The organism is Nocardia sp. CA-119907, from assembly GCF_050955995.1.
Lineage (GTDB): Bacteria > Actinomycetota > Actinomycetes > Mycobacteriales > Mycobacteriaceae > Nocardia.
Genome location: NZ_CP192091.1, coordinates 5,710,914 through 5,730,894 on the forward strand (window position 1 = coordinate 5,710,914; position 19,981 = coordinate 5,730,894).

A 19,981-nucleotide genomic window follows, 5' to 3' on the forward strand; every position below is an offset into this window, starting at 1 on the left:
CAAGTCGATACACCTCCCGTGGAGGCGGTATCACCGGAGATTCAGTGCGTGCCGAGCCATGGGTCGATCAGATGCGCCTCCGTCGCAGCCATGCTAACCGACACCTCGAGCCGCTTCCGCTGATTTTCCGCCCGGCCCAAGTGCGCTCACCCGGCGGAATGCGACCGCATTCCTGTTGCCACACAGTCGTAATCCGCCATCTCGTACCGCGCGCGGTCTCGGGATGGAATGATCCGCTGAGCATCACCCGATGCGATACCTAACAGAAGGAGACCTCGACCGGTGAGCAGCGACGTGCAGGCGCGGCAATTCGACCACCACCAGCCCATCAGGCGCCAGCCTCGCCGAGTCGGGTCCGCCCTGCTACGGGGCCTCGGCGTATTCGCCGTCGGCACCGCCCTCGCGGTCTTCGCCGCGGGCGGCGTCTCGGCGAATCCGGGCAGCGCGCCGGTCGCCGGATGCGTGGCCCCGGATATGGTCAAGCCCGAGATCAAGCAGTGGGAAGCCGAACCCGCGCTGTCGATCAACACCGGCGCGACCTATACCGCGAAGCTCGAATCAACCTGCGGCACGGTGACCATCGCCCTGGATGCCGCCCGCGCCCCGCGCACGGTGAACTCGTTCGTATTCCTGGCCGGGCAGCGGTACTTCGATCACACCCAGTGCCACCGCATGACCACCAGCGGCATCTTCATCCTGCAATGCGGTGACCCCAGCGCCACCGGTATGGGCGGCCCGGGCTACCAGTTCCCGAACGAGAACCTCGACGGCGCCACCTACCCCGCCGGCACCGTCGCCATGGCCAATGCCGGACCCGACACCAACGGCAGCCAGTTCTTCCTGGTGTACAAGGACTCGCCGCTGCCGCCGAACTACACCCCCTTCGGCAAGATCACCGGCGGAATGGACGTCCTGGAGAAGGTCGCCAACGCGGGTGTCGTGCTCGGCAGTGAGGACGGCCGTCCGAACGCCGATGTCATCCTGAATTCGGTCACCACGACCCAGAGCTGATCGAATCATCCCCGGTGGCGGTGCCGTTTCGTGCGGCACCGCCACTGCTGGTTCTGCCGAGGTCGCGACCTCGTACAAGGCGTAGCTGCGAGCGACGATGGGGTAGGACGGGTTTGCGGTTGCCTACTTGACTTGGAGTGCACTCCAGGTCATAGCGTTGGAGGCGCACAGTCGTTTAGAACCAGAGGATCACTTCATGGAACTCGGTTTTCATCTACCGATATTCGATATCGACGGCGGTACGACGGCCATCGCCGGTGAGCTGGCCAGGGTGGGCGCCGCGGCGGAGGCGTCCGGTGCGACCTGGCTGTCGTTCATGGACCACTACTTCCAGATCGAGCCGACCGGTCTACCGGCGGAGTCGAACATGCTGGAGGGCTACACCACGCTCGGCTACCTCGCCGCGCACACCTCGCGCATCGAACTCGGCCTGCTGGTCACCGGCGTGACCTACCGGCATCCCGGTCTGCTCGCCAAGATCGTCACCACCCTCGATGTCCTGTCCGGCGGTCGCGCGGCACTGGGGTTGGGCGCCGCCTGGTTCGAGCGCGAGCACCACGGGCTCGGCGTGCCGTTCCCGCCGATCGCCGAACGGTTCGACCGGCTGGAGGAGACGCTGCGGATCTGTCGACAGATGTGGGACCCGCAGAACAATGGCCCCTTCGACGGCAAGTACTACCAGCTGGCCGAGACGCTCTGCTCGCCGCAGCCGATCAACCGGCCCAAGGTGCTCATCGGCGGTAGCGGCGAACGCAAAACGCTGCGGTTGGTCGCGCAGTACGGCGATGCCTGCAACCTGTTCGGCTCCTCTCCCGAGGAGGTCGGCCACAAACTCGACGTGCTGCGACGGCATTGCGATGCAGTCGGGCGCGACTACAACGACATCCGCATCACCATAATGGCCAATAATCCGCGCCCGAATCCGGACACTCGTGACGAATTCGTCCGGCAAATGGCCGATTACGCCAAACTCGGCGTTCACACCGCCATCATCATCCCGACCACCGGCTCACCGGCCGCCTGGATCGACGCCATGGCTCCGGCCGTCCCCCAGCTCGCCGATCTCTGACGCCGGTCTCGCTACGGCACAAGCCTTTTCGACACCGCACGCGCGCGATCGGCTCCGTGTGATGACGAAAGGGCCTGTGCCGTCGAGGATGTGACGCGGCCGACGCACGCGGGGCTGACGGCGGCAGCGGGTTGTGGATAGGGTGCTGTCATCTGTACCGAACAGAGGAGCGGGTATGCGCGCGAACCGTCGGAGCAGGCCGGGCGTCTCGTATCGAGTGCGCGTTCGCGCCGGTCTCGCATGGATGGCCGCCGTCGTGCTCGGCATAGCGGGCGCGGCGACCGCGGGTGTAGCGCACGCCGACGGTGCGGTGGGCGAGCTGGTGTCCGCGATCGCGCAAACCCCCGGTTGGGGCGGGTTCGATCGGGTCTCGGTACTCGAGTACGTCACCGAAGGCCCGACCGGCGCTACCACAACGACCACGGGACTGCTGCTCACCCCGAATGGCACACCGCCGCCCGGCGGGTGGCCGATCATCGCCTGGGACCACGGCACCAGCGGCATGGGCCCGCAATGCGGAATCACCACCAAACAGGCCGGGGGTGACGCCTCGCATCTGCACCGGTTACTCGACCATGGCTATGCGGTGGTCGCGCCCGACTACATCGGCTTGCATCCCGGCGCCGCGACCCCACATCCGTACCTGCAGTCGCGCACCGAAGCCACCGCGACCATCGACCTGGTCCGCGCCGCGCGCACCGCCGATAGCGACCTGTCGACGAGGTGGGCGGTCGTCGGCGTCTCACAGGGCGGACACGCCGCATTGAACACCGGCGCCCTCGCCCCGACCTACGCCCCCGAACTCGACTTCCGCGGCACCGCGGCCTTCGCACCACCCGCCAACCTGGAGCACGCCATCCCCTTGGCGGGCCCATACGTACCCCAAGTACCTCTCCTGGAACGCGTCACCGCCAATATCGCCGCCGCACTCGACGGCATGCGCCTGGCCTACCCCACCGCCGATATCGACAGCTACTTCACGCCAGCGGGCCTCGCGCTCATGGACCGCCTGGCCACCCTGTGCGTATCCGATTGGCCCGCCCAGGTCACCGGCCTCCCACTCGGCTCCATACTCGCCAAACCACTGCTCACCGGCGACTTCCCGGATCGCCTGTCCCACTACCTATCCGTCCCAACCTCCGGATACCACCAGCCCCTACTCATCACCCAGGGCCTCGACGACACCACCGTCCCCTATCCCTTGACCGCCGCCCTACTCACCGAATTGACCGCATCCGCAACCCGCTACGAATTCCACACCTACCCCACCGGCCACCAGGGCATCGTCGAAGCCTCCTGGCCCCAACTGATCCCCTACCTCACCACCCTGTTCCCCTAGGCGCGACCCCTCGGCGCCTCCGCCGCAGATTCGAATCGGACAGGACGGATAGACATTGGATACCTCGCAATGCTATCGCCGCTTCGCCGAGGTCGAAGCACGAGGCAACTCGCACCGATACGAACAATGGTGTCTCGGCATCGCCGAGGCGCCTGAGCTTCTCGCGTTGATCGAGCAGCTACCGGAGCCGAAGCGGCAGCCGAATCTCGTACTCGGTGCGACACGATATGTGGGAGTACCGGATTCGACGTTCGCGGAATTCGAGAGGTGGCTCATCGCGCATTGGGACGCGGTCCGCGAGGTCGCAGCGGCGCACCGCACCCAGACAAATGAGGCGGGACGCGCGGCAGTACTGCTGCCGGTGCTCGCACAGCTACCCGGCCCATTGTCACTGATCGAGGTTGGCGCCTCAGCTGGGCTGTGCCTGTATCCGGATCGATACAGCTATCGCTATGACGGCACGCAGATCGATCCAGCGGACGGCCCGTCGCCAGTCGTACTGGCATGCGCGACCTCTGGCAATCCGCCTGTACCCGAACAACTTCCATCGGTGGTCCACCGCGTGGGAATTGACCTGAATCCGCTCGATGTCACCGATTCCGAGGCCATGCACTGGCTCGAATGTCTGATCTGGCCAGGACAACCCGAGCGACTGGCACGACTGCGCGCGGCCATCGGCATTGCGCGGCAGGATCCGCCGCGGCTGGTCGCCGGTGATCTCAGCACGGAGATCACCGATCTCGTACATGCCGCGCCGCCCGATACGACTGCCGTTGTTTTCGGCAGTGCGGTGCTGGCCTATCTGGACGCCGAGGCACGCGCGAAATTCGAGGAGACCGTACGCGGCCTGCCGTGCCATTGGATCAGCAACGAGGGCGCTCACGTACTCCCGAATATCGCCGACCAACTCCCGTGGCCGCCAGCCACGGGTGGTCAGTTCGTCGTGGCTCTCGATGGGAGACCGGTGGCTTTCGCCGGACCCCACGGTCAGACGCTGGACTGGTTCGCCGACGGTCTCGGGGCGTAGATCAGGCGGGTGGGTTGTTCAAGAAATGGACCGCTTCCCATAGGTGGGCGTCCGGGTCGGCGAAGTAGCCCGCGTAAATGCCCCAGGGGCGGGTCAGCGGTGGGCGAACGATGGTGCCGCCTGCTTGTTCGGCTCGGTGCAGGATCAGGTCGACGTCTTCTCCGCTGTCGAGAAAGAGGCCGAGGCTGATCGGGGAACCCGCGACCTGTTCGGGTGGGATTCCGGCGTCCATGGCCAGGTCGGTGCGGGCGTACAGGGACAGGATCAGGCCGTTGTCCAGGGTGAACATGGCTACCGAACCGCCCGGGTGCTGGTCGTCGCGGACGAATTCGGTGCCGATGATGCCCGGTGAGGACAGGCCGAGGCCGTCCCGGTAGAAGTGCAGGGACCGTTCCAGGTCGCTCACGGCCAAGGTGATCGCGTTGATATTCGCCTTCATACCGATCCTCCTGATGCTCGAACGTGACCGGGGCGATGGCCCCGGCCACTGTTCAGTCAAGGCGAGCGACATCTGGAAGTCTTGAACGAATCGGACGGCACTCGGCCCAGCGCTCAGTCGAGGCGAAGCATATCCGGCCAGACCCGTGACCAGGGCTGACGTGGGATACAGCGCCAGATGGTCACGTTGCGGGTGACATCCGGATAGCCCAGGCGCGCGTCGACGCGCCCAACCGGGGTCAATTCGCTACAGGCAGTATGCATTTCGTCCTCCGCATTGCCGACCCACAGCACTGTGGTCGCGGAATCCGGTGGCGTGCCGAAGTACCCGAAGCCACGGTTGGGGCTGTAGACGGCGGGTAGGCCGTAGCGCTGCCGATCGACATCCAAGGCACTCGCCTGCCAATAGGAATCGGCAATGACGACGGCATCGGACCGTTGCGCTTCCGGCAGAGCCAGATACGCGTCGGCGGTCGCCTCGCGCAGTTCCGGCCATCCGAACTTGCCGTATAACCCGATTTCGATACCGGCCTCGGCCTGGCTGTCGACCGGATCGATGGACGACTCGGGCTGCCACGGCATCGAGAACACCGCGATCGCCGCCGAAACCGCGACGAGCGCAGCGGTCACGTACCTGCGCCGCCGTCCCGTATTCGCGGTCCAGCGCACCGCGCCCGCCGCCATTACGGCCGCATAGCATCCGGCCGCATAGTAGGGGCGACCGTTGGTGGCGATGAACGCCACCGTCAGCAGCAGCGGCACCACCGCGAGGAATCGGTACGGGCGCAGTGATTCCCAGCGCAACAGGGCCCAGATCCCCGTGATGAGCAGTACGCCACCGAATAGTCCGGCCGCGGCCAGCGCCAACGGCAGCCAGGTGTACCGGCCGCCGATCGTCGACTGCTCAGCCGCGACCACCGCACCCAAACGCAGCTGCGGCCAGTCGTGCTCGATCTGCCAGATCAGCGTTGGAACCGTCACCAGCACGACCAGGCCCGCGCCCGCCCACAGCACCGGTCGCCGCAGCAGCTCCCGCGGACCACAGATCGCCACCCCGATGGCGACCGCGACCCAGAAGAACGGAATCAGCCATTTCACCTGGATATCCAGCGCGGTGACCAGCGCCGCCCAGAACAACAGACTGTCGCGCCGCGTGCGCACCCACCGGATCAGCAGCCAGCTGATCAGTACCCACAACGCGGTGTCGATCGTATTGGTGGCCAATTGAGTTCCCTGCACGAGCAGGAACGGCGAGGTCGCATACGCCACCGCGGTCAACACCTGCGCGGTCCGCGACCCACCGAACTCCCGCGCGATCTGCGCACTGATCAGCACCGCGGCAACCGTCACCAGTGCGGCCGGAACCCGCAGTGCCACCAGCGATCCCGGCGCGATCAGATCCATCAGCCTGGCGATCGCGGGCAGCAGCGGCCCCTGATCGGCATATCCGAACGCGAGTCTGCGCCCGGCCGAGAGGAAATACAGTTCGTCACCGAAGAACCCGTACCGCCCCAGCGATGCGAACAACATGATCGCCGCTAACGCCGCGATCGCCCCGACGCCGAGCCAGGCGAACGGCGGTGCCGCCGCGCCGCTCTCGCGCTGCCGCACTTCGCTTTCCATCACATCAGTCATCGCTTCCCCCCTTTACGGGTCGCCACATCGAATAACCGGCACACATGGGCCGAATAGGTTGTCATATCGAAGTCCCTCTCCCGAATGGCCCGCCCGGCCGCGCCGTCGATGGCATCGCGAATCGACTTGGCCATTACCAGCGGATCGAATTCGCCGAATTCACCGCGCCGCTGCCCCTCCCGCATGATGTCGACGAGCGGCTGGATGATCTCCTGCTCCCCCTCCGCCGAGGCGAAGCGCGGCTTGCCGTCCGCATCACGCAGATTCAGCACTACATCGATCAGCGCCGCGACGTACTTCTTATTCGCATCGATGAACTCCAGATTCGACCCGATATAGGCGAGCAACTGACTGCGCGCACCCTCCGCGGCCATGACCGCGGGCGCGATGTGCTCGCCAGCGGACACATAGAGCTGGATCACCAGCTGCTCCATCAGCTCGTCCTTCCCGGCGAAGTGATACGAGATGACTCCTTTGGAGATCCCGGCATGCTTGGCGATCCGCGCCAGCGAAGCACTGCCGTACCCCACCTCGGAGATCACCTCCACCGCCGAAGCAATGATCTGCCGCCGCCGCGCCTCCTCGATAAACGACCGCCGCTGACCAACCGTCTCATTTTCTGGCCGCATGGCCAAATTTTAAACGGCCTGGATGAAAGGCCACATCAACCCCGAGAATGACTCCCACCTACCTCGCGAGGATGACCGACAAATCACCTGAAGCGGCCCCCTGCGATTCGCGATCACCCCGTTGTGGGATCGCTCCCCGAAACGCCGAAGGGCCGCGCTCCCAGCGGAAGCGCGGCCCTTCGGTTCGAAACCTACAGGTACTGACCCGTATTCGACTCGGTGTCGATGGCGCGGCTGGCGCTGGCGTTCTTGCCGGTGACCAGCGTACGGATGTAGACGATCCGCTCACCTTTCTTACCCGAGATGCGAGCCCAGTCATCGGGATTCGTGGTGTTGGGCAGGTCCTCGTTCTCGGAGAACTCGTCCACGATCGAATCGTAGAGATGCTGGATGCGCAGGCCCGGATTGCCGGTGTCGAGTACCGCCTTGATGGCGTACTTCTTGGAGCGGTCCACGATGTTCTGGATCATGGCGCCGGAGTTGAAGTCCTTGAAGTACAGGACCTCCTTGTCACCGTTGGCGTAGGTGACCTCCAGGAAGCGGTTGTCCTCGCTCTCGGCGTACATCCGGTCGACGACCCGCTCGATCATCGCGCGGATGCACAGCCCCTTGTCGCCGCCGAACTCTTCGAGATCGTCGGCGTGCAGCGGCAGTTCCTCGGTCAGGTACTTCGAGAAGATGTCCTGTGCCGATTCCGCGTCCGGCCGCTCGATCTTGATCTTCACATCGAGACGTCCGGGCCGCAGGATCGCGGGGTCGATCATGTCCTCGCGGTTGGAGGCACCGATCACAATGACATTCTCGAGACCCTCGACACCGTCGATCTCCGAGAGCAGCTGCGGCACGACCGTGGTCTCCACATCGGAGGACACGCCCGATCCGCGGGTGCGGAAGATCGAATCCATCTCATCGAAGAACACGATCACCGGCGTACCTTCGGACGCCTTCTCGCGGGCCCGCTGGAAGATGATCCGAATGTGACGCTCGGTCTCACCCACGAACTTGTTCAACAGCTCGGGGCCCTTGATGTTCAGGAAGAACGACTTGGCTTCCTTGGCATCCTCACCGCGCGCCTCGGCGATCTTCTTCGCCAGCGAGTTGGCAACGGCCTTGGCGATCAACGTCTTACCGCAACCGGGCGGACCGTAGAGCAGCACGCCCTTGGGCGGGCGCAGCGCGTACTCGCGGAACAGATCCTTGTGCAGGAACGGCAATTCCACCGCATCGCGGATCTGCTCGATCTGGCGGCCGAGACCACCGATATCGCCGTAGTCGACATCGGGCACTTCCTCGAGCACGAGGTCCTCGACCTCGGCCTTGGGGATGCGCTCGAAGGCGAAGCCCGCCTTGGTATCGACCAGCAGCGAATCGCCCGGCCGTAGTTTGCGCACCGGCGACTCGGGATCGTCGAGATCGTCGACCTCGGCAACCTTGGCCAGCGGACCCGCCAGCCACACCACACGCTCCTCGTCGGCATGTCCGACGACCAGCGCCCGGCGTCCGTCGTCGAGGATCTCGCGCAACGTGCCGATCTCACCGACCGCGTCGAAGATTCCGGCCTCGACGACCGTGAGCGCCTCGTTGAGGCGGACGGTCTGGCCGTACTCGAGGGTCGAGGTGTCGATATTGGGTGAACACGTCAGGCGCATCTTGCGTCCCGAAGTGAACACGTCGACCGTCTGATCCTCGTACACGCCGATGAGAATTCCGTACCCGCTCGGTGGCTGACCCAGCCGATCGACCTCCTCGCGTAGCGCGACCAACTGCTGCCGCGCTTCCTTGAGGGTGTCCATCAGCTTGGTGTTGCGAATGGTCAGCGAATCGATGCGGGCTTCCAATTCCCGTGCGCGATCCGGCGAATCGGCAAGTTGCCTTCGGAGTGCAGCCGCTTCGGCGCGTACCGCCTCGAGCTCTCTCCAGGCCGCCGAATCCGAATTCTCGATGGGGCTCATGTGCTGCTCCTCCCAGTCCCGGTCTATCAACGCTACCGGGCGCGAACCGTTCTCGCTTTCCGACATGGTTTCGTCGTGATCACATCTGGGCCGCGATCGGCGGCGGAACCACCATGTTAGCCTGCCCTAACCAGGCCACGGCGACCTGCTTCGCCGACCGAACCGAAAGGTTGCTGACGATGCTCCTTCCCGCCAGGACACTCCGCATGTCCATGGTTATCGCCGCGGCGGCAATGGCCGCTACCGTCGGTCTCACCGCCTGCGGCTCCGACGATAAGTCCGATGGCAAGGCCAGCGCTACCACTTCGGCCGCCGCGACGACCAGCCCCGCAGGTCACGGCGATCACGGCAGTGCCGCCGCACCCACCGCCGAAGCGCTCACCGCCGTCCTGGATGCCCTTTCCGACCCGGCCAAATCCACCGCCGAGAAGACCGAGCTCATCGTCGGCGGTGAGAAGCGCACCGCCAATATCGACCAGATGAACCAGGCGCTCGGCAGCTACGGCAAGCTCACCTACGCGGTCGCCGATATCACCGCCAGCGGCAATACGGCGACCGCCCAGGTGACCATCACCTCACCACACGGCACCGCCCCGGCCATGCCAATGACCTGGGAATATGTCGACGGCACCTGGAAGCTGTCGGATGCCAGCGGCTGCCTGATGCTCGGCTTCGCCCAGGCACCCTGCGTGCCGGCCTAGCCCTTCGACGGGCGGCGCTGCGGCTTCGGGGTGACCGTACCCTCGGCCAACCGTCGCGCGCTGACCAGGAAGGCGGTGTGGCCCTGCATCCGGTGTTCGGGCCGCACCGCAAGGCCGACCACATGCCAGCCGCGCACCATCGACTCCCAGGATCGCGGCTCGGTCCAGCACTCCTGCTCGCGCAGCGCCTCGACCACTTTCGACAATTGTGTGACGGTCGCCACATAGACCACCAGAACGCCGCCGGGAACCAGCGCCTTGGACACCGCGGGCAGCGCATCCCAGGGGGCGAGCATGTCCAGGACCACCCGATCGACCGGCGGGCCGTCGTAGGCGGCGACATCGGCGACGGTGATCGACCAGTTGTCCGGACGCTCGCCGAAGAAGGTCTCGACATTGCGGATCGCGTGCTCGGCGTGATCCTCGCGGATCTCGTAGGAGACCACCTGCCCCTGCGGGCCGACCGCGCGCAATAGCGAGCACGTCAGCGCACCGGAACCCGCACCGGCCTCGAGCACCCGCGCGCCGGGGAACATATCGCCCTCGTGCACGATCTGTGCCGCATCCTTGGGGTAGATGACCGCCGCACCGCGCGGCATCGACAGCACGTAATCGATCAGCAACGGACGCAAGGCCAAATACGGTGTGCCATTGGTGGACTGCACGACGCTGCCCTCATCGGCGCCGATGAGATTGTCGTGTTTGATACCGCCGCGATGCGTATGGAACTCCTTACCGGGTTCCAGCACCACGGTGTAGAGGCGCCCCTTGGCATCGGTCAGCTGTACCCGGTCCCCGATGGTGAATGGCCCGGTCCGTCTGGCCGTCATGTATCTCCGTTCGCTGGTCGGTGCGGTCTAGCCGTACGGCACCGGCGTGTCGGTGCCGCCGGATAGCCTGCCAGGTATGCAATCGCCGGTATCCACGCCCCCTGCCGACACCGCGCGGGAGCCAGCACCCGATCGCCAACGCCCGGCGCTGTCTCCTTCTCGGGCAATGGATTTCAAGCAGTGCCCGTTGAAGTACCGGTTCCGTGCGATCGATCGGATTCCGGAACCGCCGACGCGGATCGCGGTGCGGGGCACGGTGGTGCACGCGGTCCTGGAAGATCTTTACGGACTGCCCGCCGCGCACCGACTGCCCGCACGCGCGGCCGCCCTCGTCGAACCCGCCTGGGCCCGGGTGCTGGACGATCGGCCCGAGATCGCCGAGTTGGTCGCGCAGGACGGTCCGGCCGAATTTCTCGACGAGGTGCGCGCCCTCGTGGAGACGTACTACCGGCTGGAGGATCCGACCCGGTTCGACCCGGAGTCGTGTGAGTCGCGGGTGGAGGTCGAACTCGACGACGGTGTGCTGTTGCGTGGGTTCGTCGATCGGATCGATGTCGCGCCGACCGGTGAGCTGCGCGTCGTGGACTACAAGACCGGCCGCGCGCCCGGAGTCGCCCAGGAGACCAAGGCGCTGTTCCAGCTGAAGTTCTACGCACTGGTGGTGCTGCGCACCCGCGGCATCCTGCCCGCCCAACTGCGGCTGATCTACCTGGCCGACGAGCAGATCCTCACCTACGCCCCCGACGAGGATGAACTGCTGCGCTTCGAACGCACGCTCTCGGCGCTGTGGCAGGCCATTCTGGCGGCGGGCCGCACCGGTGACTTCCAGCCGAGCACCAGCTGGCTGTGCGGCTTTTGCAGCTACCGGAATCTGTGCCCCGAATTCGGCGGCACGCCACCGGCCTATCCGGGCTGGCCCGATGGCGGCACCGGGGAATCGCCGGATGAAACCTTCGCCGACGCGGTCTCCGACTGAGCGGAATCCGCGCTCAGCCGGTGAACCGACCCAGATCGAAGCCGTGCGAACCGAGTACGGCGATCACGGCGATCAGGACGAGCACCCCGACCACATCGCCGATCACAATGAGCGCATTGCGAATCCGCCACCACGAGCCGACCGGCTGGATACTCGGTTTCACAGCGTCCTCCCCTGTGTTTCGTCCCCGGATCGGGCCGTCCGAGGTGTTCCACTATTGTTTTCGCCTAACACGCCCCCAGTGTTGACGGCGAATCATTAAGTTTTCGTGGGATCGGCTCGAACTAAATGCACACCGCGCACCAAGGCACGCCGCAGTGATGCTCGTCGGGGCGACCGGCGAGCATCGGAACGACGGGTTACCGCCGCGGATCTACGCGGTGAAGTTGTGGAACAACAGCACCGACAGACCCAATCCGATGGCCAGATTCACCACGGCCGCGGAGCCGAAGACCACCACCGGGCGCCAGCCCGCCTCCCGCAGCCCGCGCACGGAGAATTCCAGGCCGATCGAGACGAAGGCGAAAATCAGAAACCAGGTGCGCAGATCGTTGACGATCGCGATATGCGCCGCACCGGACTTCTTATCCGCCGACTGCAGGTAGAGGGTGCCGATCACGGACGCCGCGACGAAGCCGAGCACGAACTTCGGAAACCGCTCCCAGAACTGACGCGCCGAGGGCCGGGCCGCGCCGGGGGTGCGTTCGACCCGGAGCGTGAAGTAGGCGGTCAGCGCGATCGCGACAATGCCGATCAGGGCGTTCTGCGTGGTCTTGACGATGGTGGCGATCTGCAGCGCCTTCTCCCCCGCGATCGCACCCGAGGCCGCGACGGCCGCGGTGGTGTCGATATTGCCGCCGATCCAGGCACCGGCGACCGCGTCGGAAAGGCCGAAGACATCGGCGAGCCAGGGCAATACGAAGATCGACGGCAACGCGAAGATGATCACCAGTGATGCCGCGTACGCGATCTGCTCACGCTTGGCCTGCACCGCACCCGCGGCCGCGATCGCGGCGCTGACACCGCAGATCGAGACAGCCGAGGCCAGCAGGGCGCGCAGCTTATCGTCGAGGCCGAGGCGGCCGCCCAGCCACCAGGTGAAGCCGAATACCGCGGTGATCAGCAGCAATGCCTGCACGATCGACGGTCCGGCGGCGGTGACCAGAATCTTCAGGTTGATCGATGCGCCGAGTAGCACGACACCGGTCTTGATGAAGAACTCGGTGCGGAAACCGGCGGAAAGGCGCTCCCGCAGATCGAGTTTCGTGAGTACGACATTGCCGATCAGACCGATGGCGATGGCGTAGACCGGGAATTCGATCGACTTGGCCACCCGTTTGAAGGGGGTGTCGACCGCCCAGCGCGGCACGTGGGTGTCGAAGTAGCGGGTCAGTGCGCCGAGCAGGATGACGACCGCGACCCCGGCCGCGATCTGCGCCACGGTTGGGCGCGAAATCGCTTGCAGTGCAGAGGTTTCGGACCGGACAGGGTCCTGCTCATCGGCCACCGGGCTGGACGCGGTGGGGTCCGTCTCCGGTGCGGTGTTGTCGGGCTCGGCCGCAACGCTCACGGCGTCGGTCTCGGTCTCGGCTTCGGTCTCCGACATCACGGCACCAGCCAATCCGGGATCGCGCCGATCAGGACCAGGGCAATGAGGACCAGGCCGACGATTGCCGCCAGCCAGTCCTCATTCCACGCGAATGTGCTGCCCGAACGTTCGGCGGGCGGTGTCTGTGACACGGTGGTACTCCTTGCATTTCCTCATCGAGGCCGCAACGTACCAATCAACGGCAGGTCAGCACACCGGTTGCAATCGCAGTGAATCGATCACTCGCGCAAAAGGACTCGGCCCCGCCGACCGACGGGGCCGAGTCGCTCGAATCGTGTCAGAAGGCGCGGCAGGACCGAATATCGAAGGCCAGGATCGCCTTCGCGCCGAGTTCGGCGAGCCGGTCCATCACCTCATTGCCCTGTTTGCGCGGCACCATCGCGCGAATGGCGACCCAGCCCGGATCGGCCAGCGGGGAGACCGTCGGCGATTCGAGGCCGGGCGTGATCTTGACCGCCTCGTCCAGCAGCTCCTTCGGGCAGTCGTAGTCCAGCATGATGTACTGCTGGCCGAAGACGACGCCCTGGATGCGCGCGATGAGCTGGTTGCGGACCCGTTCCTGCTGGTCCGAGCCGGTGCGCTCGATGAGAACACCCTCCGAATCGCACAGCGTCTCGCCGAAGGCGACCAGGTTGTGCTGGCGCAGGGTGCGGCCCGAACCGACCACATCGGCAATGGCATCGGCGACCCCGAGCTGGATGGAGATCTCGACGGCACCGTCGAGGCGGATCACCTCGGCCTCGATGCCCCGCCGCTGCAGGTCGCCGAGCACCAGGTTCGGATAGGAGGTGGCGATGCGCTTGTCGTAGAGATCCTCGACCTTCCATTCGCGCCCGGCCGGCGCGGCGTAGCGGAAGGTGGAGCGGCCGAAACCGAGCGCGAGCCGTTCCTGTACCGGCGCACCGGAATCCAGCGCCAGATCGCGGCCGGTGATGCCGAGATCGAGCTCACCGGAGCCGACATAGATGGCGATGTCCTTGGGCCGCAGGAAGAAGAATTCGACCTGGTTGGCCGGATCGAGAACGGTCAGATCACGGGCATCGGTGCGCTTGCGATAACCGGCCTCGGCCAGGATCGATGTGGCCGATTCGGAGAGTGCGCCTTTATTGGGGACTGCGACGCGCAGCATGGTTGAGTCCTTTCGGGAAGAAAAACTACGGATCGACGCGCCGTCACAGATGTCGGTACACGTCTTCCAGCTTCAGCCCGCGGCCCACCATCAGCACCTGGACCCAGTAGAGCAGTTGCGAGATCTCCTCGGCGAGCGCTTCGTCGCCCTCGTGCTCGGCGGCCAGCCAGATCTCCCCGGCCTCCTCGAGCACCTTCTTACCCTGGAAATGCACGCCCGCGTCCAATGCCGCCACGGTCCCGGATCCCTCGGGGCGGGTGACCGCACGATCTTGCAGCTCGGCGAACAGGGTTTCGAAGTTCTTCACGATGAGCCATTGTTTCACAGCGCGTCTGAGAAACTCCTCGGGGGAAGTCATCGACGCCGTCCTTCTCGGACGTCCGGTGCCCAGACCCTATTGGAGTGGTCACCGGTTCCCGCGTCGTCCGGGCTGGTTTCACACATCCGGGTGGGTGTGTGTCAGAGCCGTCCCGTCGGCGGGCGTTGTCAACCGGGGCTCGTGCTTCGGGCTCCCGGACTCGGGCACAGATCCAGTTGCTCGCCCCGAGTAGCGAGGTTGACCGCGGCATTGAGATCACGATCGAGTTGTGCCCCACAGCCGCAGGTGAAGATGCGATCGGCCAGTGTCAAGCCGACCGTGCGGGCTCCGCAACGTGAACATAGCTGGCTCGACGGGAACCAGCGGTCGACGGTGAGCACTTCTCCGCCGCGCCAGCCCTGTTTGTAGCGGAGTTGGCGGGCGAACTCGCCCCACCCGGCGTCACCGATCGCGCGAGCCAGACGTCGATTGCGGAGCATCCCCGCGATATTCAGATCCTCGATAACCAGCCGGTCGTGGGTCTTGACCAGCCGGTTCGACACCTGATGCAGAAAATGCGCGCGAGTATTGCGGATCCGGTGATGATGACGCGCCAACCTGACAACGGCCTTGCGCCGGTTGCGGCTTCCCTTCTGTTTGCGGGTGAGCGACCGTGCGAGACGGCGTTGTCTATGCAACCCCGCCGCCAGTGGTTTCGGTTGATCGGTGATGCGGTCGACCTCGACACCGTCGCTGCTGGCTGCCACCAGGAACGCCGACAGGCCCCGATCTACCCCCACCCAGCCGCCGTGGTCACCCCCGTTATGCACTGGATGCTGATGGGCGGGGTGCAAGTCGGCGGCCTCGGTGGCAAGGCTGATCATCCACCGGCCTCCCCGATACGACACCGTCGCCGACAGGATCTTCGCGCGGCCGACGGCGATCATCCGCCGCAATCGGCGCGTGTCCTCCCGCACCCGCACCGTGCCGATCACCGGCAGAGTCACCGACCGCGGGTGGTCGTCACCGACCCGGATCAACGCCCGCCCGCGCTGGGAGTGCTTGTTCCGCAGCCGAAACGACGGGGCCGTCGAGGATTTCGCTTTGAACTTCGGGAACCCGACACGGAGACCGGACCGCTTACCGATCCGTGAGTCCCGCCACGCCACCAACCCTCGCCCGAGGTCGACGGCGGCTTCTTCGAACACCTGCTGGCACACCTGGTTTCGCCAACCGAGTCCGACCGCTGCCAGCGATGCCGTCCCCGACGAATCGACTGCGAACGTGCGTCCGGCCTGCTCGGTCTTCTTCCATGTGTTGAACCCGTTGATGTGATCGAACCCGGTCCACGGCACCCGCACAGCGGGGTCACGGCGACGCTCACCCAACGCTGCCTTCGTCATCGCCAGGCAGTGGTTGAACGCGAACCGGGCCGCGCCAGCATGGCGGCCCAGCATCGTCTCCTGCTCGACGGTCGGGTCGAGGCAGAATCGGAAACTCGTAAACCGCGCCACCGCCACAGCATCCCACCGGCCACCGACAATAAACGGTTGCTATCGGTCGTCGCAGTGACGACGACCCTGAACACCTGAGCAGCACAACTGAGTTCCCACATGTCCTCTCAGACCTGTGTGCGGGGCCGTTGCTCCGGCCCTCAACGCCAGGCATCCCCGTCGGCCCGGGACGGCGGGGATGCGGTACGGCGGGTCAGGCTCCGGCGAGCAGGGCCTCCAGGTCGGCGACGGCGGTGCGCAGGTGGTCGGCGAAGGCGTACATCTCGTTGGCGACCGCCTTCGGCGTGGCCAGGTAGAGGTTCCACCGGTCCGGAAGCAGCACGTAGGCGATGCCGATGCATTTCGGGCTGGTCGAGCCGAAACCGAAGTAGCGGATATTGACCGACGGTGCCGAGCTGGTGCTCAGGTAGTCGTCGCGCATGATCGTCCAGCCGGGGCTGGTGTACAGCGGGATCGGCTCGGTGAGCCCGAGTTCGGCACCGCGGCGGCGCTGGATCCACTCCAGTTCCCACAGATGCTGTTCGGGCGCGTCACCGGCCTGGCATTGTTTGGCGCGGTCGATGTGTGCGCCCGCGGCGCTGAGCGCGGCGCGGAGCCGGTCGGCATCGGCGGCCGCCGGATCCTGCATCGTGTCGACGAAGGCCACCATCTCCGGTGTCACCACGCGCATGGCCTCGGTGCGGCCGTTGCGGTACTGCCTGGTGGCGATGGACTCGTAGGTGGCTCCGGTCAGCCCCTTGCTGCGCCGGTGCGCCAATTGATAACTCAGCTGGGCGAACGCGTCCGGTGAGATGCCGAGCTGCTTGACCCGCGTCGTGCCGAAATCGAAAGATACTGTCGTGGTGGCATTCTCGGCCGCGTAATGGGCGAATGCCGCGCCCGCCGCGGCGATATCGGCACGCTGGGACGCATCGAGGACGAATTCGATCTGTTCGACCGCGGGCAAGCCCTGCGGCTGCGCACCGGACCGGGTGGCGTGTTCGTTGGCGGGGGTCTGCAACAGGGTGTCCACGAAGGACAGGATGGTGGTGCCGTCGAGCCCGCAGTGCTCGACATTGATGCCCGCCTGTCCGTCCCCGAAGACGATGAACGATACCGCCTTGTCGAACCAGCGGTTGGCACTGTCGCCGTGCAGCAGCTGGTCACATGCCTGCAGCTCATCGCGCGGGGTGAAGTCCTCCAGACACAGACAGAACAGCGCCGTCTCGATGGTGTCCAGCGCGGCTAGGTTGGCCGGTTCGGCGCGCAATACCTGTCTACTGGCGGCCCATTCGGCCCGCGCCTTGGTGGTCAGATGTCCGACCGCGGTATCGGTGCGGGCCGAGCGCGCACCGGCCTTGAGCACCGCGCGCAGCCCGTCGGCGAGATCGTCGAGCGAATACGGCGCACCGTCCGGGCCGATCACATCCATCCGGAACATGCTGCCGCGGAAGAACACCACGATATGCCGGGCATCCGAGGGACCGGGCCACTCGTCGCTGTAGGGCACCCGCACGGAATCCTGCGTCTCCCCCGGAATCCGGGTCTCGGAGAACAGGTATTTGTTCTGCCACATCGATAGCTGCTGGCCGCGCTGGGTGACCGGCGCGATCGCCTCGACATCGAGGGCCAACTTGTAGTCGACCGCGGCCGCGATGATCCCGGCCGCGCGCTCCACCTGCGACGCGCCGGTGGAGCCGGCCAGTGGGGTGTCATCGCGGAAGAGGAAGAAGAAGTTGGCGTTGAGCGCGATGCGATCACGACGGCCCAGGTAGCGGGATGGCCAGAACAGATCCAGCCAGCTGCCGACGCCGGGGGTGGCATCGTATTCGGCCAGTGCCGCGTGCAGCTTCCGGCCGGGTCCGTCGGCGCGCAGCAGGTCGGCTACCGCGGCCTCGGTAGTGGTGAATTCGTCGGCGGTCAGCAGTGGAGCACACCACTGCAGCAACCGCTCGCAGCTGTCCTCCAGCGTCGGCAGGGGCACCCTGGGCAGGTGGTCCTCGGCGGCGAAGGTGCGTTCGGTCAATGCGAGTCCTCGGGGTCGGCGTATTTCGGGAGCGGTCGCGAGATGTACAGGTTGGCCAGCAGCCAGCCTGTGCTTTCCTGGCCATCGGTGTCGATACCGTTGGTGGCCAAGGTATTCAGCACCTGTGTGCGTTCACTGTCGGAGGCAAATCTACGTTGTTCGAACACCCCGGGGGCTCGCTCGGTGCGGTAACCGAGCGCGGCCAGTTCCGCGGCGATCGGCTCGAAACTGAACATGCGTAATACGAAGTGTGCCATCCATGGCCGTCGACGCGGGTGCGCGAGTGCGACACGCGCCAGCGTCTTCTCGGTGACATATCCGACACAACCGGTCGAGATGACGATATCCGCGGCCGCCAGCGTACGGCGTTGCTCATCGGTCGGGTCCGCGGCCTCCAGATCGGCGTGCACCGTGTCGTGCAGGAATCCGGCGGCGTGTGCATAGGACAGCGCGGGGCGGGCGGCGTCCATGCCGATGAAGCGGACGCCGGGGAGTTGGTCGAGGTCGTCGAGACGCGCGCGGTCGCGGGCGATGAGCGCGGCCTGGTCGGCATCCTCGGCTGTGCGGTAATGCGCCGCCAGATCACTGATGGTGGTGTCGAAGCGCAGCAGGGCCGCGTTGACGCCATAGGAGCAACCGATGTCGAGCACGGTCGGGGCGTCCACACGCGCGGAGGCGCGGTACTCCCGAATCTGTTGCTGGAAGAACGGTTTCGCCAGTTCCGGTATGCGGTAATCCAATTCGGACATCCGGGCGTAGTACTCGCGCGGATCGGGACGGTCATAGATGTCGTCGAAGGAAGCTTTCCCGGTCGTGTGCAACGGCACTGGCATGTCGTCCCTCTCAGTCGAGCAACCGATCGCCACGGACGGCGTCGGCCGCGGCGGCTAGATGATCGGGCAGCACCCGCCCGAACAGCTGGCGGGTGCGTTCCACGGTGCCGATGACACCGGGCCGATCGGTATAGGCGAAGATCGCCGAATGCCGTGAAGTGCCGCCCTCGACCGGTGAAACGCGGTGCAGTGAGAAGCGGCCCTGGAACAATTGCAGGTCGCCGGGTCGCAGTTCGAGGCGCCGGACGAGTCGCGCACCGGATCCGGTGAGCACGTCACGCACATCGTCGAACTGCTCGGCGTGGGGTGAACGGATATCAGGGCAGTATTCGAAGACGCCGCCGGTCTCGGCGGGCTGGGTCAACATGCTCACGGTGAATTCGTTGGTGTCGAAATGCCAGGGATGCGACATGCCCGGCGCCACCACATTCAGACACAGTCCGGCCAGTGGATCGGCGAATTCGTGCAGTTCGGCCAGCCCGAAACAGTCCGCGACGAAGCGTTGGAACAGCTCACTGGTGTAGAGCCGGTGGATCAGCGCGCCGACCGGAATGCGGTCACGCGGGACGAACGCATTGCCGCGTTCGAGCACGATGCGCCCCGGATGGTCTTCCGGCAGTTCGGTATCCAGCGGAATGTTGTAGGCGTTGACCCGCTCGACCTGATAGTGCGCGTCCGGGGCCATCGCCTCGCCCTCGGCGCGCAGGGTCTCGATCAGCTCCGGGCGGATGAACTCACGCAGCACCGTGCAGCCGCCGTCGGCGAGTTCGGCGCGAGCGTGCGCGACGGCCGCTCGCCAAGCTTCGCCGTTGGGATCCGCCAGCGGATACCGTGCCGTATCAACGATCTGGTCCAGGACACTCGTCGCTGCCATGGCGTAAATTTTGGTGCAGCGGCCGACGACACGCCCGGGGATTCGATAAAGTTGCCGGTGACTAGAGTCACATCTACCATCAGCGCGCACTTACGTTGCGGCACAGTAACTC

At 65.7% G+C, this 19,981-nt stretch carries 20 protein-coding genes; 6 read left to right on the top strand and 14 right to left on the bottom strand.

Annotated elements, in window-relative coordinates; genetic code table 11:
- Positions 1-282: 282 nt before the first annotated feature.
- The 4 genes from ACQP2D_RS25265 (at position 283) to ACQP2D_RS25280 (ending at position 4,446) form a co-directional block, all read left to right on the top strand.
- Positions 283-1,011 (top strand): peptidylprolyl isomerase, encoded by a 729-nt coding sequence (locus tag ACQP2D_RS25265; RefSeq protein ID WP_433678393.1) that lies wholly within the window; start codon positions 283-285, stop codon positions 1,009-1,011.
- A gap of 196 nt (positions 1,012-1,207) precedes the next feature.
- A complete protein-coding gene (locus tag ACQP2D_RS25270; RefSeq protein WP_433678394.1) occupies positions 1,208-2,080 on the top strand; it encodes an LLM class F420-dependent oxidoreductase in 873 nt (290 codons plus the stop codon).
- A gap of 175 nt (positions 2,081-2,255) precedes the next feature.
- Positions 2,256-3,419, top strand: coding sequence for a lipase family protein (locus ACQP2D_RS25275; RefSeq protein WP_433678395.1), 1,164 nt, complete (start codon positions 2,256-2,258; stop codon positions 3,417-3,419).
- A 55-nt stretch (positions 3,420-3,474) separates the two neighbouring features.
- On the top strand, positions 3,475-4,446 hold the full coding sequence (locus ACQP2D_RS25280) for a DUF2332 domain-containing protein (protein WP_433678396.1): 972 nt from the start codon (positions 3,475-3,477) through the stop codon (positions 4,444-4,446).
- Between the two features lies 1 nt (position 4,447).
- Here the strand turns inward: ACQP2D_RS25280 and ACQP2D_RS25285 are convergent, their stop codons facing one another.
- From ACQP2D_RS25285 to arc, 4 genes are all read right to left on the bottom strand, one after another.
- Positions 4,448-4,885 carry a VOC family protein gene (locus tag ACQP2D_RS25285; protein WP_433678397.1) on the bottom strand — a complete coding sequence of 146 codons (438 nt, stop codon included), beginning with the start codon at positions 4,883-4,885 and terminating at the stop codon, positions 4,448-4,450.
- Positions 4,886-4,998: 113 nt separating this feature from the next.
- Positions 4,999-6,519 carry an ArnT family glycosyltransferase gene (locus ACQP2D_RS25290; RefSeq protein ID WP_433678398.1) on the bottom strand — a complete coding sequence of 507 codons (1,521 nt, stop codon included), beginning with the start codon at positions 6,517-6,519 and terminating at the stop codon, positions 4,999-5,001.
- On the bottom strand, positions 6,516-7,148 hold the full coding sequence (locus ACQP2D_RS25295) for a TetR/AcrR family transcriptional regulator (protein ID WP_433678399.1): 633 nt from the start codon (positions 7,146-7,148) through the stop codon (positions 6,516-6,518). The genes ACQP2D_RS25290 and ACQP2D_RS25295 overlap by 4 nt, the downstream gene beginning before the upstream one ends.
- 191 nt (positions 7,149-7,339) lie before the next feature.
- The gene (arc, locus tag ACQP2D_RS25300; RefSeq protein ID WP_433678400.1) at positions 7,340-9,100 is read right to left on the bottom strand and encodes a proteasome ATPase; all 1,761 of its coding nucleotides are present in this window, start codon (positions 9,098-9,100) and stop codon (positions 7,340-7,342) included.
- A 206-nt stretch (positions 9,101-9,306) separates the two neighbouring features.
- Here arc and ACQP2D_RS25305 point away from each other — a divergent pair, with 206 nt between their 5' ends.
- Positions 9,307-9,801: a hypothetical protein gene (locus tag ACQP2D_RS25305; RefSeq protein ID WP_433678401.1), complete on the top strand. Its 495-nt coding sequence runs from the start codon at positions 9,307-9,309 to the stop codon at positions 9,799-9,801.
- Here ACQP2D_RS25305 and ACQP2D_RS25310 read toward each other — a convergent pair.
- A complete protein-coding gene (locus tag ACQP2D_RS25310; protein ID WP_433678402.1) occupies positions 9,798-10,631 on the bottom strand; it encodes a tRNA (adenine-N1)-methyltransferase in 834 nt (277 codons plus the stop codon). The two genes, ACQP2D_RS25305 and ACQP2D_RS25310, sit on opposite strands and share 4 nt — an antisense overlap.
- Positions 10,632-10,707: 76 nt before the next feature.
- Between ACQP2D_RS25310 and ACQP2D_RS25315 the strand changes: the two genes are divergently transcribed.
- The gene (locus tag ACQP2D_RS25315; protein WP_433678403.1) at positions 10,708-11,607 is read left to right on the top strand and encodes a RecB family exonuclease; all 900 of its coding nucleotides are present in this window, start codon (positions 10,708-10,710) and stop codon (positions 11,605-11,607) included.
- 13 nt (positions 11,608-11,620) lie between these two features.
- On the opposite strand, the gene ACQP2D_RS25320 is transcribed toward ACQP2D_RS25315, so the two are convergent.
- The 9 genes from ACQP2D_RS25320 to ACQP2D_RS25360 form a co-directional block, all read right to left on the bottom strand.
- Positions 11,621-11,770, bottom strand: a complete 150-nt coding sequence (locus ACQP2D_RS25320; RefSeq protein ID WP_433678404.1) for a hypothetical protein — start codon at positions 11,768-11,770, stop codon at positions 11,621-11,623.
- Positions 11,771-11,980: 210 nt separating this feature from the next.
- Positions 11,981-13,213, bottom strand: coding sequence for a YeiH family protein (locus tag ACQP2D_RS25325; protein WP_433678405.1), 1,233 nt, complete (start codon positions 13,211-13,213; stop codon positions 11,981-11,983).
- Complete coding sequence (locus tag ACQP2D_RS25330; protein ID WP_355178901.1) at positions 13,213-13,347, bottom strand: hypothetical protein; 135 nt, start codon at positions 13,345-13,347, stop codon at positions 13,213-13,215. Before ACQP2D_RS25330 ends, ACQP2D_RS25325 begins: the two co-directional genes overlap by 1 nt.
- Before the next feature lie 146 nt (positions 13,348-13,493).
- A complete protein-coding gene (gene hisG, locus ACQP2D_RS25335; RefSeq protein WP_433678406.1) occupies positions 13,494-14,345 on the bottom strand; it encodes an ATP phosphoribosyltransferase in 852 nt (283 codons plus the stop codon).
- Between the two features lie 43 nt (positions 14,346-14,388).
- Positions 14,389-14,670 (bottom strand): phosphoribosyl-ATP diphosphatase, encoded by a 282-nt coding sequence (locus tag ACQP2D_RS25340; protein WP_354960458.1) that lies wholly within the window; start codon positions 14,668-14,670, stop codon positions 14,389-14,391.
- Positions 14,671-14,831: 161 nt separating this feature from the next.
- Positions 14,832-16,157 (bottom strand): RNA-guided endonuclease InsQ/TnpB family protein, encoded by a 1,326-nt coding sequence (locus ACQP2D_RS25345; RefSeq protein WP_433678407.1) that lies wholly within the window; start codon positions 16,155-16,157, stop codon positions 14,832-14,834.
- A 193-nt stretch (positions 16,158-16,350) separates the two neighbouring features.
- Positions 16,351-18,162, bottom strand: coding sequence for a choline/carnitine O-acyltransferase (locus ACQP2D_RS25350; protein ID WP_433678408.1), 1,812 nt, complete (start codon positions 18,160-18,162; stop codon positions 16,351-16,353).
- Positions 18,159-18,995, bottom strand: a complete 837-nt coding sequence (locus ACQP2D_RS25355; protein WP_433678409.1) for a class I SAM-dependent methyltransferase — start codon at positions 18,993-18,995, stop codon at positions 18,159-18,161. The genes ACQP2D_RS25350 and ACQP2D_RS25355 overlap by 4 nt, the downstream gene beginning before the upstream one ends.
- A 10-nt stretch (positions 18,996-19,005) precedes the next feature.
- Positions 19,006-19,869 carry a HalD/BesD family halogenase gene (locus tag ACQP2D_RS25360; RefSeq protein WP_433678410.1) on the bottom strand — a complete coding sequence of 288 codons (864 nt, stop codon included), beginning with the start codon at positions 19,867-19,869 and terminating at the stop codon, positions 19,006-19,008.
- Between the last annotated feature and the right edge of the window lie 112 nt (positions 19,870-19,981).